A 14,992-nucleotide genomic window follows, 5' to 3' on the forward strand; every position below is an offset into this window, starting at 1 on the left:
CACGGCCAACAGTAGGGATCACACGCAAAAATAGAGAAAGGTGAATTTGAGCATACTCAAATTCACCTTTCTCATTGTTTAAAGCTAGTTATGTCCCAGCCTCTTCTTTATTTTCGCCATTAATCTCCGCCATGCGGCCTTGCCCTTTCAAAAATCGTCTTCCACTATGGCATACATGTAATGATCTTCCCAAACACCGTTAATATACAACAATTTTCGCAGCAAGCCTTCTTGAGTGAAGCCTGCGTTCTCCAATACTTTTACGGAACCGGTATTTTTAGGAGAAACAAATGCTTCGACACGGTGAAGGGACATCGTTTCGAAAGCAAATTTTGTTACAATCTTCACCGCTTCAGTCGCAATCCCTTTTCCCGTCTCCCTTTCATCTACCGAGTATCCGATAAAACCGCTCGAAAAGGGCAATCTTTTAATGCTATACAATGAAATATGCCCAACTAATCTGCTTGTTTCCGAATCAAATATACCGAAGTTATACTCCCTGCGGTCCCTCATCTGATAGATGGATTCCCTGATTTTATCCCGCTGGACAGAAACGGTATAATAACTCGGTTCATGACGAGGCTCGAATACTGTCCAAAACTCTTTATTGGCGATTAACATCTCCGTGAAAATCGAAGCGTCCTCTTCTGTCAATATTCGTAAATAGATCGTTTCTCCTTCAAGCAGAATCAATACTTGTTCACCCTTCTTTGGAAGCTATTTTCAAAAACTCTTCTACGTCCTTCACACAAAGAGCTACACCTTTCTCCCAAAAATCGACTTTTGTTATATCTTCTCCTAAATGCTTCATAGCCAGGTCTTCGACAGACATAACTGCAGTATCGCGCAATAAAGATAGATACTTCTGTTCGAAGTTTTCTCCTTCGGCCAATGCTTTCGCATAAATGCTCAGCGAGAACAAATATCCAAATGTATACGGGAAGTTATAGAACGGTGTGTTCGTAATATAGAAATGCAGCTTAGATGCCCAGAAATGAGGATGGACAGTATTAAGCGCACCCCCATAAGCTTCTCTTTGCGCTTCCTCCATTAATTCATTCAAACGTGCTGCAGGAACAACTCCATGTTTTCGTTCCTCATAAAACCTTGTTTCAAATAGGAAACGCGCATGGATATTCATGAAAAATGCGACGCTGCGCTGAACTTTATCTTCTAAAAGCGCAACTTTCTCCTCATTCGTCTCCGCTGCTTTCACCGCAGCATCCGCTACAATCATTTCGGCAAATGTGGATGCAGTTTCTGCGACGCCCATAGCATATTGCCGATTCATATAATGTACAGGACGCAGCGCGTATGAATGAAATGCATGGCCTAATTCATGGGCTAAAGTTGCAACGTTCGACATAGAACCACTATATGTCATAAAGATTCTGGACTGCTCCGATTTTGGCATACCCGTACAAAAACCGCCTGGACGTTTGTTCGGACGATCCTCGGCTTCAATCCAACTTTCATTGAAAGCTTTGCGTGAGAAAGCTTCTAACTCCGGACCGAATTTGCCGAATTGTTCTAAAATGAATTCAGCGCCTTCCTCATATTCCATCGTCTTCGTAGAAGCAGTCACGGGTGCATCCAAATCATACCAGTCAATCTTTTCCTTGCCTACCATCTTGGCTTTTGCACTTAAATAAGATACAAATGGTTCTTTGTTGGCACTAATTGCACTCCACATCGCATCCAACGTTTCTTGGCTCATGCGATTTCTCATTAGAGGCTCTTGAAGGACGGAATCCCAGCCTCTCTTATCATAAACGGCTAGCCTGAATCCTGCCAAGTGATTTAAAGCAGAAGCGAAAAAGTCTTCTTTCGATTTCCATGCCTCTGTAAGTTTTTCGAATGCTTCTTTCCGGATTTCTTCATTTTTATTTGATGAAAGATTATTTGCCTGTCCTACTGATAATGACTTCTCTTCCCCGTTAACAGTCATTTGAATTTCAATATCTCCGACAAGCTGATCATATAATTGTCCCCATCCTTGATAACCATCAACACTTAAAGCGGTAATCAAGCTTTCTTCTTCTTCGGAAAGCTTCATTTGCACTTCTTCTCGCCATTCATTCAAAATGAATGTAAACTGTGAAAGTTCATCCGTTTCAAGTAACGATTGCCAAACCTCTGCATCGGTTTTTGCAAGTGTTTGCTTGAATCTTAGTTGAATGTTTGCAAACTTCGCAGATAAAGCTCCCATTTCCCCTTGCAGGATCAATGCCTTTTTATCTTTTGTATTTGCAGCTAAAAAACAGCCGATAACTGCTCCTGCTTCTCGTAAATTAATGGCAGTGTCTTTTATCGCTTCTATTAGCTCAAAAACCTTTTTTCCGTCATCCGCGGAAACAGGTGTATGGAACTTCGCAACTTTCTCTTCAACGATATTGATCTCCTCTTTTGAAGCATCCAAATGTGCCCGAAGTTCTTGTGATTCACTACCCCCTGCAAAAAAAACATCTAAATCCCATACTTGTGAATAACCCACTTTCGTCATAACAAATCCCCCTACTCTTTTTTAAAATTTTCGTTAACTACGAATATTATTATAACACGAATCTTCGGTGTTCGAAATAATGGTTTTTGTGACGTAAATTTCATACTTTCTTTCGCACCAAGAGCATTTCATAGGTATACTGTTCAAAGGGAGGATTTATTATGTCAAGAATTATCATGATGACTCTTTCACTTTTAGTGCTAATCATTTTACATGTCATCGCGACTTTTTTCTCTTTGAACGGTCAAACAACTAGTGAAATCGCAAATAGGCTGCCATTACTTTTTATTCCAGCAAATTATGTCTTTTTATTATGGATAGTAATATACGCAATGTTATTTGTTTGGATTCCTTCGTTTGCAAAAGAACAAAAATTTATAAATTTACGGATGTACGGCTTCTTCACTGCTATTGCACTATCGATCGTATGGATTTTCTGTTGGCACTATGGCTACCTGTCTTTAAGCATCGCCGCTAAAATCCTGTTACTATGCATTTTGTTTTCAGTGTATTTTAGCTATCATAAGACGGATAACCGTATATCAGGCAGGATGCCATATAGTTTGCTAATTGGATGGAATTTTCTTACTCTCATTTCAACAGTAAGCTATTACTTACTGCTGCATGATTGGTCTGGTTTCGGTTTAAGTGCTCCATTATGGACTGTCATCTATTTAACGATTTCTACAGCATTTGCCCTTCATTTTATGTTTCATTACCACGATTTTATGATGAACTTCGTGTTCATTTGGACATTTATCGGCATTGCATTTAAAAACGGAACTGATGAACTTTTTGTAACAGCTGCAGCATTATTTTTAACAGCGGTTCTCATAGCATTTATGATCTTCAGAGAAAATCATTCAAAAAAACGGGCTGTCCTTTCAAAATGAAAGAACAGTCCGTTTTATTTCCATTCTGTTTTCTACTTATCGGGACGAAGGTTTATTTCATCAAATAAGGGATTGAACTCTATAAATTTTCCGAAGTATAGTTGTTTACGTACGTTCAATTAATCTTGGAGCAGTCGTGAATAAAAGCACCGCTACAATCGCACAGAGCAATATGGACGGAACCATATACGAAGCGTTGTAAACAAGCGAATATAACCAAACAGGCTGGTCTCCTGCATATTCTGCGAAGAAAATCATGCCTCCTATGAAATGAATCAAAAAGCGTAACGATCCGCCTACAACGGTGCCAACAACAATTGCCATCCCCATTGTTTTCTTATCGTTCGATTTTTTACCGTTTAATAACCAACCGATTGTAATGGCTGCTACACCAACCAATGTGTAGGCAGCAAAATAATCAAGAGCCGCCTGGTAAACATTTAGCACAAAAGCTCCTGAGACAAGCTGCAGCAGTCCGGAAAGGAAGCCCGTTAACATCCCTCCGCCAATTCCCCAACGGTAGGCCATGACGATAATCGGAAGCATTGATAACGTGATCGATCCTCCTTGCGGCAACTTGAACAATACTAACAAGTCCAAAACAAAAGATAATGCACCTAAAATAGCAACCTCTAACAAAAATTGAAGACGTTTACGATCCAACTAGTTCTCCTCCTTCTTTGGAATAGGAGGGATATAAGGAAACAAAAAACGACACCCCGGATAGAACCGAGACATCGTAGTATGCCAGTTTCCATCCACATCCCTACGCAAGCATGAACTTACAGGTTCGAAGGGTCAGGACGCATTGTCCACTCTCAGCCAAAAGGCTCCCCTTGTGGTCTTGTAATTCAATTATCGATACTATTGTATATGGAATAATTATTAGAAGCAATAGGTGGCAAGTTTTTTAATTGAAAAATACGTATCATATTGTTTTATTGGACAAACATCCTATGAAAATTATTCGTTTTGGATAGTCTATAGGATGGGAATTGATAAATAAGTGGACTGTGAACGAGGAGGTTCTTATATGCCAAATAGTAAAATATTGTCTGCTCTCTGTTATTTCAGTGTTTTTTTCTCTCCCTTGCTTTTACCGGTCATCGTCTACTTTGTTACGGATGATTATGAAGTAAAAACGCATGCGAAGCGATCTCTTATTTCCCACCTATGTCCCGTTATCGTTATGGTGGCAGGCTTCTTGCTCTTTTCGTTTTCGATTGTCTCTTTCGAAAATAGACTGATGGGCATGATGACAGGTGATATTAATTTTTGGAGTTTTACGCCTTTCCTATTTATGCTCATTTATGGAGTGCTATTTTTAGCGATCATCATTTGGAATGTCTATCAAGGCGTTAAAGTATTGAAGTGATAAATAGGAGTCTAAAACGAGCAATGCATACACATCATACATCGGAAAAAAATATGATATAGTATAGAAAGCTGAACAAAACGCAGGTTATAGTAGGTCATCCTCGATCATCGGAAGGCTTGACGCAAAACGGCTTTCTGCCTTAAAGGAAGACCGATGCGTGATTGAAAAAAAGAAGGGACCAGTACAAAATGATTGTAAAGAATAATGAAGAGATTGAAGCGTTAAAAAAAATCGGCAAAATTGTAGCTGAAATTCGTGAAGCGTTAAAAGAGGCTGCAGTTCCTGGCATTACGACAAAAGAGTTAGATGAATTAGGCGGGCGACTATTCAAAGAACACGGTGCAGTCTCGGCTCCAATCGATCAATACGATTTTCCCGGCTATACGTGCATTAGCGTGAACCATGAAGTCGCACACGGCATTCCAGGTTCCAAAACGTTAAAAGACGGAGACCTTGTCAACATAGATGTTTCAGGGTCATTTGGAGGTTACTTTGCAGATACAGGCGTTTCATTTGTAGTCGGAACACCAGATGAAAGGAAACAAAAGCTGTGCGATGTGGCACAAAGCGCTTTCGACCGGGCAATGACAAAAGTGAAAGCCGGATCAAGCTTAAACCAAATTGGCAAAGCTGTTGAACGTGAAGCAAAAGACAATGGATTAAAAGTAATTAAAAACTTGACTGGCCACGGGATTGGAACTTCGTTACATGAAGAGCCTCAGCATGTCCTCAATTATTACGATGCTTGGGATAAAACATTAATGAAAGAAGGAATGGTTTTAGCAGTGGAGCCGTTCATTTCAGAGAAAGCTGAGCACATTATCGAATTGGGAGACGGCTGGACATTCGTAACGCCTGACAAATCACTCGTTGCACAAGTTGAACATACTATCATCGTTACAAAAGACGAACCGATCATTTTAACTCAGTTGGATTAAGCAAAGGAGGAGCCATTTACGGCTCCTCCTCAGACTGTAGACAAAGTATCTTTTTACTTTGTCTACAGTCTTTTAAAGGTTTTTAGTTATGGGATAAGTGTTTGCCCAGCTTGGCTTGAAAGCGCTTGCCAGACAAGGCGCGAAGTCGAGCGAAGACCCGAATAGAACTTAAGGTTCATGAGGGGACGAGCGAGACGAGCAACGCAGTATGCGAGCGTTTGTCAACAAGNGAGCCATTTACGGCTCCTCCTTTTTATTTCCGCCCTTTTTTACTTTTCGATTTCGGGCTATTCGGTTTGCTATCTTTTGTTTTCGCGTTTCCTTCCATCAACTTACCCTTATAGTAAATCTTCTGGACAGGCTTAAGCCCTTTCGTTAATTTTCGATATGTTTTTTCATCAGGATACGTTAACAATGTCAGCACTTCTCCATCTTGACCTGCACGTCCCGTTCTTCCAGAACGATGCAAGTACTGCTCGATTGTATGAGGAATATCGACATGGATAACATGTGTCAAACCTTCAATGTCAAGCCCTCGTGCTGCTAAGTCCGTTGCAATTAAAATATGAATTTTGCCCTTTCTGAAATCCTCAAGTGTTTGCTGACGCTCGAACTTTGACATATTTGAGTAGAGCACCGCAATTGGCGCTTCGTTATATTGCAATTTTAGTTCTTTCATGCGCAGCTGATCGACGTTATTCATGAATGCAAGTGCCCTAATGGATGGCAGATGAGAAAGCCCCCGCAATAGATCTGTCTTATTTCTAATTTCTGTCTTAATGAATGAATGAGTCACATTTCCGACTAACGGCATATCATCAAGAGATACTTTCAAGCGTACCGGCTCGTCCATCATACGCTTCGCTACAAGCTCAATTTCATCTGTAATAGTAGCGGACACAACAACGACCTGACGCTCGGGATTAGCCGAATCGATCAAATCTTTGACGATGACTCGATAATCTCTCGATAAGAGCTGATCTCCTTCATCTAATACAATATGTTTAATTTCATGCATTTTAAGTCGTTTTGCCTTAACTAATTCGACAATTCTACCAGGCGTTCCAACGACAATCGTCGGTTTCTTTTTCAATTTCTCGATTTGTCTTTGCATATTCGCACCGCCAATTAATTGCGTTACTGTAATATCGGTTCCGTTGATCCATTCACGGATGACGTTTACAATTTGCATCGACAGTTCTTGCGAAGGGGACATGATCAATGCCTGTGTTTGCTGTTTGCTGCCCTGTACCATTTGTAGGATCGGCAGCACATACGCCAAAGTTTTACCCGTCCCTGTCGGTGATTCAGCTACTACATCTTTTCCTTCTAATAATAGTGGTATCATTTGTGATTGAATCGGCATTTCACGTTCAAATTTCCACTTGCTCTTAAACACTTCGTCCATTTGCTCTAAAAAGGACATTCTCATCCCCGCTTTCACTTTTCCTTCCTTTAATAATGAACTGTATTGCTTTTCATTTCAACTGTTTCTCATAGAAGGGCTTTTTCTACCTCGTGTAAATTGCTCAAAAGCGTAAGCATAGCCGATCAGTTTCGGTTCATCATATGCCTTTCCACAAAAAATGATGCCGAACGGTTCTCCCTCTTTTGTAAAAGAAGCTGGCACTGCAACCGCTGGATAACCGACCGCTGAGCTGAAGCTGCACCCATGATCTTTCGGAAATACAATGGCCTGTATTCCATACGTATCAAAAGCCCGATCTAGCGCTAACTCACCTGCTAATCTACGATTTCGAAGCAATGCCTCTATATAAGATGGATCTGTCAATGTTCCGCTCGTTCTTTCCGACCGCTCCAACATCGCTTGTCCATACTTTAACGTCTCTTCAGCATGGTCATTATTAAATTGTATAATATCTTTTAAGGTTCGAATTGGATTGGAAGCGGCAGTCCTTTCTAAGTAGCCGTTCAATGCCGATTTGAATTCGTGTAATAAAACATCATAGCCTAAGTCGTCTTCCATCGTACCTAAATCAATATGATCGACAATCTCTCCACCTAATGCTTCGATTTTTTTCAATGCATCATCGAAAAGCTGCATTTCTTCGGAGGATACTTCCCTTTCAAAAATTTTCCGGGCAACACCGATCTTGACGCCTTTCAATGCATGAACATCCAATGTGGATTGCCAGTCAATCCCCTTAAACTTGTTAGCGCCATAAGAAACCGGGTCTTTTTCATCGAAACCGATCATTTGTTCAAAAGCGAACAATGCATCCTCCACTGTACGCGCCATCGGTCCCGGCGTATCCTGTGTGAATGAGAGCGGGATTATACCTGTGCGGCTTATTGCGCCAACAGTCGGTTTTATTCCGACGATTGAATTTTGGGTAGATGGGTTGATAATGGAACCACTCGTTTCCGTCCCAATCGATACGGCCGTTAAATTGTCTGCAACTGCTACAGCTGCCCCTGAGCTTGAACCACCGACGTCAAATGGTCCATAAGGGTTCATAACTTGACCACCCCTTGAGCTCCATCCGTTCCTCATGCGATCCGACATGAAATTTGCCCACTCTGTCATATTCGTTTTTCCTAAAATAACTGCTCCTGCTGCTCTTAGCTTCTTCACTAAAAATGCATCATCAGCAGCATAATAATGAGATAAAGCCAATGAACCACAGCTCGTATGCATGGAATCTCCTGTGTCCATATTGTCTTTCAACAGCACAGGGATGCCATGCATCGGCGATCTTACAAGCCCTTGCCGTCTTTCCATATCAAGCATTTTCGCAATTTGTACCGCCTGCGGATTCACTTCAAGAATCGCGAAATGACTAGCGTTCTTCACGGCGATGTTCTGTAAATAAGCAACGGTGAGCTCTTCTGAAGTAAGCTCTCCTGCATTCATTCTCTCCATCATTTCCCGAACTGTCATTTCATCAAGCCAATCAGTTACTAATCCATTCAATTCTCCCATAATCCAATCCCCGCCATTCCTTAAGCTTTCTACATCGTTTTTCTATGATCATTTTGCAGCATCATATAATTTTTCGTTAATTCATACAAGGATAATTCATATAATTGTTTTTCATTTATTTTAAATACACCTGCATCTACCAAGTTTTCAATCATTCGGTTTCTTTTATTAGTCAATCGTTCGTCTTCAAATTTTCTCATGATGTCTTTCCTCCTGACCACCTCTTCTATTCCTCTTTTTTCTGGAGTGTAAACTAAGTAAATAGCTATATGTATGCCATAATATGAAAAACAGACCTTCAATGAAAACGGTATAGATGCTTCCAACAACACAAGCGTATAACAACAGTCAACTAAAACACATACCTTGCCTACAAGAGGATAACAGCTTTGGAATTGTGCATAACCAGCCTTATTTCATCGAAAAAAACGACCTAAGAGCCTACTGAGCTTCAAAGGTCGCGATCCATTACCATTGATGATTTTTATATTTCCTGTAATAATTGACTTGCCTTAAAAACAAATAAAGCTTACGCTTCAAGCTCTTGTCTTTTTTATAAAAGAGCGGATTCGCGTATTTCCTATCTTTCAATAAACCTTTTATCTCTTCATTTACATCACGATTTGCAACAAATTTCTTCAACACGATTTTCGGCACGACTGTGAATAAAAACTTCTCTTTTAACAACGTCAATGGCTTCTCTTTTCCATAAATCAAATCATCAACGAGATTCTTCGCCATATTATGGCCGCATGAAGTAATGTAATAACTTGAACGACCTTGTCTAATATTCACTTCAAACACTTTGAATTTGCCGTCACGATGATCGTATTTCAAATCGAAATTCGCATAACCAACATAATTCAACTTTTCTAAGAAACCTTTCAGCTTTAACATCATTTCTTCATTGTAACGCGTAATAACAGCAGTATAATTTCCGATTGCCGTAACCGTATGTTCTTGAAGGACGACTTGTCCAAATGTGATTAGTTCTGTGTTTCCCTTGCTATTAATGTAAAAGACGGAGTCCCACATATACGTATCATCGCCCGGAATAAAGTCCTGTATGATCAAATCATCCGTATAACCGCTTCGTTTAATCGTTTCGATGACTTGCTGAATTTCTTCGTACGTATCGACTTTATACACTTTCTGCATCCCTTCAAATGGATGCTTGTAATATTGCACGCCGTTGCTTGGCTTAATAATAACAGGAAATTTCATTTCTTCTTCAAACGGTTCTTCACTTAAGCAAGAGTAGAAATGAGTTGTCGGCGCATCAATCCCATGCTCTTCACAAAGTCTATAAAAGTTCTTTTTCACAAGAAGATCATTCATCAACGGCTCGTCAATATAATTAAATACGTAATGATCTTGTAGAGCATCACGATTTTCAATAATTGATCGTACATACAAATCATTCGTTCCAACTAAAAGCAGCTTTTTTCCAGCCTCTTTATATTTTTCTGCGACTTCATTTAAAAATTTAGCAAACACTTCTTTTTCGCCCAGCCTCGGATGCAGCTCAATCGCTGCAGGAATTGTGCTCAAACTCGTGAAGGAAAGAGGCTCTTTCCCGACAAGTATAGGATGGATGCCATATGCTTCGTGGAAAGATATTGCCATATTATATGCATTAATGTCAGTTCCAATAATAATCGGTATAAAAGGATCGTTTGTCATGTTTTCCTCCAACTTACATTTTCTCTTATTTAGTGTAGGTTTCCTCGTTTTTATTGTCAATCGACAATAGTTCCCCTTCTATACAGATAAATAGGACTCACGTTTCTTCCATATCGTCCAAGGATATTCTTCGGGCGGATAAGAAACGAATGTCAGTTGCTCTTTCGTAGTAGGATGAGGAAATTCCAAGGTATGCGCCCATAATGCAATTTGCTCTCCCGGTCGATTCACATGCTTACCGTACTTTTGATCGCCAAAAAGCGGTGCTCCTGACTCGGATAATTGCACTCGAATCTGGTGGGATCTCCCGGTATGCAATCGAACAGATAATAAGCTAAGCTGTTTTTCACGGATGATTGTTTTATAATCAAGCACCGCTTTCTTAGCTCCCGGATGCTTCTCTGAAACAGCATGGACAATATTCTTTTTCGAGTCTTTCCATAAATAATGCATCAGTCTACCTTCATCCCGTAATATGCCTCGCACAACGGCGACATACGTTCTTTTCATCTCTCGCTTCCTTAAAACATCTGACAGTCTTGAAGCAGCCTTCGACGTCTTCGCGAATACTAACACTCCCCCTACCGGCCTATCAAGCCGATGGACAAGTCCCAAGTAAACATTGCCAGGCTTCTGATACCGTTCTTTCAAATCCTGCTTCAAAATTGTCAGCAGATCTAAATCCCCGCTATCGTCTTCTTGCACTGGTATATTTACAGGCTTCTCCACTACTAATAAGTGATTGTCCTCATATAAAATATGTATATCCATCTATCATTACTCCTTAGTTTTGTGATCATCTGCTAGCTGCCTTCACTTCATTTTCCAGTCATGTAAAATTTGCGGCAGCTCGACACGTATAAGCAAGTTCAATTGATCCATTCCGTCCATCATACTATAGATCGCATTGTAAATGGGGAGAAATGATGACACATCATGTTTGCCATCCCCCCTTTAAAAGATGACGCGAAACAAACAGCAGAGGGTTCGATTTTCCATTACTTTAAATTAGATTCCTTCCATCAAGGCAAATAGAGGGAATATCTATTTTATTCCTTTACAACCTAAAAAGACTGTAGACAAAGTGTCTACAGCCGAAAGTCACCCAATAATAGGGGAATCTAAAACTATTCTTGCGCTAAATAGATTAGCTCTTCATATGGCCAATTGGAAAAATCGGTTATAATGCCATCCACATTGTATTTATGGGCTTTTGCAATTATGTTTTTATCTTTTTTCGACCAAACAAATACTTTTGCACCGCGATCATGAACTCTTTCTACCGTTTTTTTATTCAAAAACGATACATTAAAATTAATATAAGATGCAAACGATGCTAGATCATCTAACTTTGCAGCACTGAGCAACGAATCTTTTGGATGAATGAGCACTGCCACCTGCAAGTTGGGTAGCAAAACACTCATCTTCTTCATAGAATCAATATCAAATGACTGTACGATTATAGAGCTTAGATCATCATATTCTCCTAATAAGGATGCTATTTTCTCCTCAATACCAGGATAGAGCTTCGGATTTTTCAGTTCGATCAACAGACCGATTTGATCGTAAAATTCATCTATTAGTTCATTTAAGGTAAGGATTTGTTCACCTTTGAACTCTTTACTGAACGAAGCCCCGGCATCTAACTGCTTCAGTTCATCTAACGTAAACTCTTTAATGAAACCGCTTCCATTAGTCGTTCTATCGATCTTATCATCATGCATAATAATTAGTTCGCCATCTTTTGATACATGAACATCGCATTCTAAAAAGTCCGCATTCAATTCGACGCTTTTCTGGAAAGCAGCTCTTGTATTTTCCGGAGCGAAGTGCGACGCCCCTCGATGTGCCACACTTACCATATCCTTTGTATAGTGAACGCGAATCGTCTGTTCCTTATACCCAACAAGCAATAAAAAACATGCTGCAGCAATGGCAAGGATGCCAAACTTGCTCTTTCTTAGATGTCTCATTCCGCATAACCCCATATCTCTATAATCTTCTATCGTTAAATCTGAATTATCTTTCTATTATAATAACATAAATCCATAGTCTTGAATACCCTTTTCTTGAATATAGTTATAAAGAATTACAAGCAGTAAAAACGATTACCACCAAATTTTTAGTATACATACGTTATAGTTGCAAAAAGATCAATCATCGGCAGATCAAATAGGATCGAATAAGATCCCAAAATAAAACAGTTGGAGAAAAATGACCCGTTTTTCTCCAACTGTTTTATACGTTATACTTCTACGTTTTCAATCGAGGAATTGAATTGTGTTTTTAATGCTAATTGCAAAGAGCCGAAAGTTTGAACTCGAGAAAAATCCAAACCTAATTGGACAGAGGTTTGTGCAATTTCTGGTCTAATACCTGTAATCGTGGACTCAATTCCTAACAGGTCCAATATTTGCGTTAGCTGATAAATATAATTGGCTACCATCGTGTCCATGATTGAAACTCCGGACAAGTCAATATACAAATGTTCTACACCTAAATCCGTACACTTTTGTGGAACAACATCGATAACTGACTGAACACGTGTTGAATCGATATCACCGATTAGCGGAAGAACACCGATTGACTCATTCAATTGAATGACTGGAGCATACAGCTCCTCTATGAGACTTTGCTGAGCTTTTAACCGATTATTCATTATTTCATCGTACATTTTGGAAAATTGAACCTTTAACTCATCCAAAGCCGAGTGAATATGAATGCCCCATTTTATAATATCCGGGCGCTCGATTTCGTCATTGTGCAGTGCAACAAATCGCTCTACAAAGGACCAAATCGTTTTCCGTAATTCCATCAATGCTTGCAATACTTCAAAAACGGGCGTATTGCTGCTCACTCTACTTTCAGCAACGACAATCGCCCATTTTCGCTTATTCTCTTCAAATATACTTTTGTCATCCAATAGACTGCTTGCAATCGTTAAATTTGTTAATTGATTTTGCTGTCGAAGAATGTTCTCGACTTCTTCTCCCACTTTTGATGAGTAAATCGTACCTTCCATATTATCTCTGCGCGCAAGCCATTCATCAGTTATTTGGTCAATATTCTCTTGCAAAAAATTGAATAATTGTTCATCCATCGTATTCATTTGCATCCCCACTCTCCTGATTGCAAATACTGTATATCAATATTGTAACATAGAAAAGACAGGCATTTAGGAAATATTCCAGAAATGCCTGCCTCGTTACGTACTTAATTTAATACTTTAATCTTTACCTTTTTTACTCCCCACTCCATCGCACTATCATACGATGGAATGAAAACATCAATTTTATTTCCTTTAATTGCTCCTCCAGTATCTCCAGCAATTGCTTCTCCATATCCTTCAACCCAAACTTTCGTTCCTAAAGGAATTATCGAAGGGTCAACTGCAATCACTTTTTGATCTGGATTCGTCCGCAAATCGATGCCATATGCAGTTGTTCCCGAGCATCCTTTACAATAAGCTGTATATGCAGTAGCGGTTACCGTCATTTCTTTTCCTTCCGAGCTCGGAGGAGTTTTGACAGTTTCCTTAAATGCAGGTGTTTTCAATTTTTGTCCTTGTCCTTGTTCTTGGCTCTTTTCCTTCGGGAGTGCAGAAACGACAGTTTCAGTATTTTTCACAATAGGAATCTCTTCTATATCTGATTCATCTCCACTCACGATGAGTACTTCTCCTGGGTGAATCAATTCTCCACTTAAAGAGTTCCAACTCATCAAAGCAGATAGTGAAATATTATGATTCAATGCAATCCGATATAAGTTGTCCCCATTTTGAACAGTATACGTCTCCGGTTCGTTATTAAGCGCTTGCAATGAATGATAAAATAGTAGAGGGAACGGATCCAAGCTGTTCATTGCCAAAACATCGCTTTTGACGCCTTGGTCATTCCCTCTAACATCGACTGGCGGATACAGTATTTTGGCAAGAGTTTCATCTATTTCCTCTTCCCCTTCCGTCAGCCCGACATCAACCTCCGCTGCGTTAGCTATCATACTATAGGAAAAAGTTATAAGCAAAGCCATCACCATGAATAGTAATCTTTTCAAGTTGAATTGCTCCTTTCTAAGCGATTTCCACAAAGTATTGCCCTGAAACTTTGAAAATAATACATGTTTTTGTAAAAACGGATTGAATTCCTGTCTTTTTCGTAAACTTCCACAGTTTGAAAAGGGTTTACTTTGCATAAAAAGGGGCAAAATATTCATAAAAGATTGAGAGGGCGAACAGCATGAAAATCGGCAAAATCATCCGTACAGCCATCAAATGGGCACCGGTCGTCTATCCGGTCGTCAAAAAAGTACTGGCAAGCAATAAAAAGAAAACAACTGTGCCATATAGAAAAAAAATAAAAGAGTAAATATAAATCATCGTTTGAAAAACCTCCGTATAGAAAACAACAATCCGCTAATCCTATAAATGGATTGATAGGAGGGGATTTCAATTAGAAAAGAACAGGATAAAAAAATTCATTTCAGCAGTTTAGAACATCCAGAAAAGATACCGACTGACAAAATTAGCCTCTTCGACATGCATGAAGATATGCAAACAGTCGATACAATTAATTTGGATGATATGAAAGAAGATCTTCGAAAGGAAAGAATTCATAAAAGGGGCTGTCCAATAAGTCCCTAAAATAGAACAGGTGG

15 protein-coding genes and 1 riboswitch are annotated in these 14,992 nt (G+C 39.6%); of the genes, 4 read left to right on the forward strand and 11 right to left on the reverse strand.

The features are described from left to right. Positions 1-147: 147 nt before the first annotated feature. Together ACFQ38_RS08540 and ACFQ38_RS08545 are read right to left on the reverse strand one after the other, a co-directional pair. Complete coding sequence (locus ACFQ38_RS08540; protein ID WP_336822293.1) at positions 148-693, reverse strand: GNAT family N-acetyltransferase; 546 nt, start codon at positions 691-693, stop codon at positions 148-150. A 7-nt stretch (positions 694-700) separates the two neighbouring features. Then, positions 701-2,503 (reverse strand): M3 family oligoendopeptidase, encoded by a 1,803-nt coding sequence (locus ACFQ38_RS08545; protein ID WP_381480382.1) that lies wholly within the window; start codon positions 2,501-2,503, stop codon positions 701-703. A gap of 161 nt (positions 2,504-2,664) precedes the next feature. On the opposite strand from ACFQ38_RS08545, the gene ACFQ38_RS08550 reads away from it, so the two are divergent. After that, entirely contained in the window at positions 2,665-3,396 is a 732-nt protein-coding gene (locus ACFQ38_RS08550; protein WP_381480383.1) for a tryptophan-rich sensory protein, read from the forward strand. 105 nt (positions 3,397-3,501) lie between these two features. On the opposite strand, the gene thiT is transcribed toward ACFQ38_RS08550, so the two are convergent. Beyond that, the gene (gene thiT, locus ACFQ38_RS08555) at positions 3,502-4,059 is read right to left on the reverse strand and encodes an energy-coupled thiamine transporter ThiT (protein WP_336822290.1); all 558 of its coding nucleotides are present in this window, start codon (positions 4,057-4,059) and stop codon (positions 3,502-3,504) included. An 83-nt stretch (positions 4,060-4,142) separates the two neighbouring features. Then, positions 4,143-4,243, reverse strand: a riboswitch (TPP riboswitch). A 186-nt stretch (positions 4,244-4,429) separates the two neighbouring features. Between thiT and ACFQ38_RS08560 the strand changes: the two genes are divergently transcribed. Then, positions 4,430-4,771 carry a DUF4870 domain-containing protein gene (locus tag ACFQ38_RS08560; protein WP_381480384.1) on the forward strand — a complete coding sequence of 114 codons (342 nt, stop codon included), beginning with the start codon at positions 4,430-4,432 and terminating at the stop codon, positions 4,769-4,771. Positions 4,772-4,962: 191 nt separating this feature from the next. Next, positions 4,963-5,712 (forward strand): type I methionyl aminopeptidase, encoded by a 750-nt coding sequence (gene map / locus ACFQ38_RS08565; RefSeq protein WP_336822326.1) that lies wholly within the window; start codon positions 4,963-4,965, stop codon positions 5,710-5,712. A 253-nt stretch (positions 5,713-5,965) separates the two neighbouring features. Here the strand turns inward: map and ACFQ38_RS08570 are convergent, their stop codons facing one another. The 8 genes from ACFQ38_RS08570 to ACFQ38_RS08605 all read right to left on the reverse strand — a co-directional run bounded on the left by ACFQ38_RS08570 (position 5,966) and on the right by ACFQ38_RS08605 (position 14,392). After that, on the reverse strand, positions 5,966-7,138 hold the full coding sequence (locus ACFQ38_RS08570) for a DEAD/DEAH box helicase (protein WP_336822325.1): 1,173 nt from the start codon (positions 7,136-7,138) through the stop codon (positions 5,966-5,968). A gap of 57 nt (positions 7,139-7,195) precedes the next feature. Continuing rightward, positions 7,196-8,656 (reverse strand): amidase family protein, encoded by a 1,461-nt coding sequence (locus ACFQ38_RS08575; RefSeq protein WP_381480385.1) that lies wholly within the window; start codon positions 8,654-8,656, stop codon positions 7,196-7,198. A 29-nt stretch (positions 8,657-8,685) separates the two neighbouring features. Beyond that, positions 8,686-8,856, reverse strand: a complete 171-nt coding sequence (locus ACFQ38_RS08580; protein WP_336822287.1) for a Fur-regulated basic protein FbpA — start codon at positions 8,854-8,856, stop codon at positions 8,686-8,688. A gap of 268 nt (positions 8,857-9,124) precedes the next feature. Beyond that, on the reverse strand, positions 9,125-10,339 hold the full coding sequence (locus ACFQ38_RS08585; protein ID WP_336822286.1) for a carboxylate--amine ligase: 1,215 nt from the start codon (positions 10,337-10,339) through the stop codon (positions 9,125-9,127). 78 nt (positions 10,340-10,417) lie between these two features. Continuing rightward, positions 10,418-11,110 (reverse strand): RluA family pseudouridine synthase, encoded by a 693-nt coding sequence (locus ACFQ38_RS08590; RefSeq protein ID WP_336822285.1) that lies wholly within the window; start codon positions 11,108-11,110, stop codon positions 10,418-10,420. A gap of 356 nt (positions 11,111-11,466) precedes the next feature. Then, positions 11,467-12,312 (reverse strand): glycerophosphodiester phosphodiesterase, encoded by an 846-nt coding sequence (locus ACFQ38_RS08595; RefSeq protein WP_336822284.1) that lies wholly within the window; start codon positions 12,310-12,312, stop codon positions 11,467-11,469. Positions 12,313-12,584: 272 nt separating this feature from the next. Further along, positions 12,585-13,454, reverse strand: a complete 870-nt coding sequence (locus ACFQ38_RS08600) for an STAS domain-containing protein (RefSeq protein ID WP_336822283.1) — start codon at positions 13,452-13,454, stop codon at positions 12,585-12,587. Positions 13,455-13,552: 98 nt separating this feature from the next. Then, positions 13,553-14,392: a 3D domain-containing protein gene (locus ACFQ38_RS08605; protein WP_381480387.1), complete on the reverse strand. Its 840-nt coding sequence runs from the start codon at positions 14,390-14,392 to the stop codon at positions 13,553-13,555. Between the two features lie 182 nt (positions 14,393-14,574). On the opposite strand from ACFQ38_RS08605, the gene ACFQ38_RS08610 reads away from it, so the two are divergent. Next, positions 14,575-14,703 (forward strand): hypothetical protein, encoded by a 129-nt coding sequence (locus tag ACFQ38_RS08610; protein WP_336822281.1) that lies wholly within the window; start codon positions 14,575-14,577, stop codon positions 14,701-14,703. The last annotated feature ends 289 nt before the right edge of the window (positions 14,704-14,992 follow it).

The organism is Sporosarcina contaminans, assembly GCF_042679045.1.
Lineage (GTDB): Bacteria > Bacillota > Bacilli > Bacillales_A > Planococcaceae > Sporosarcina > Sporosarcina contaminans.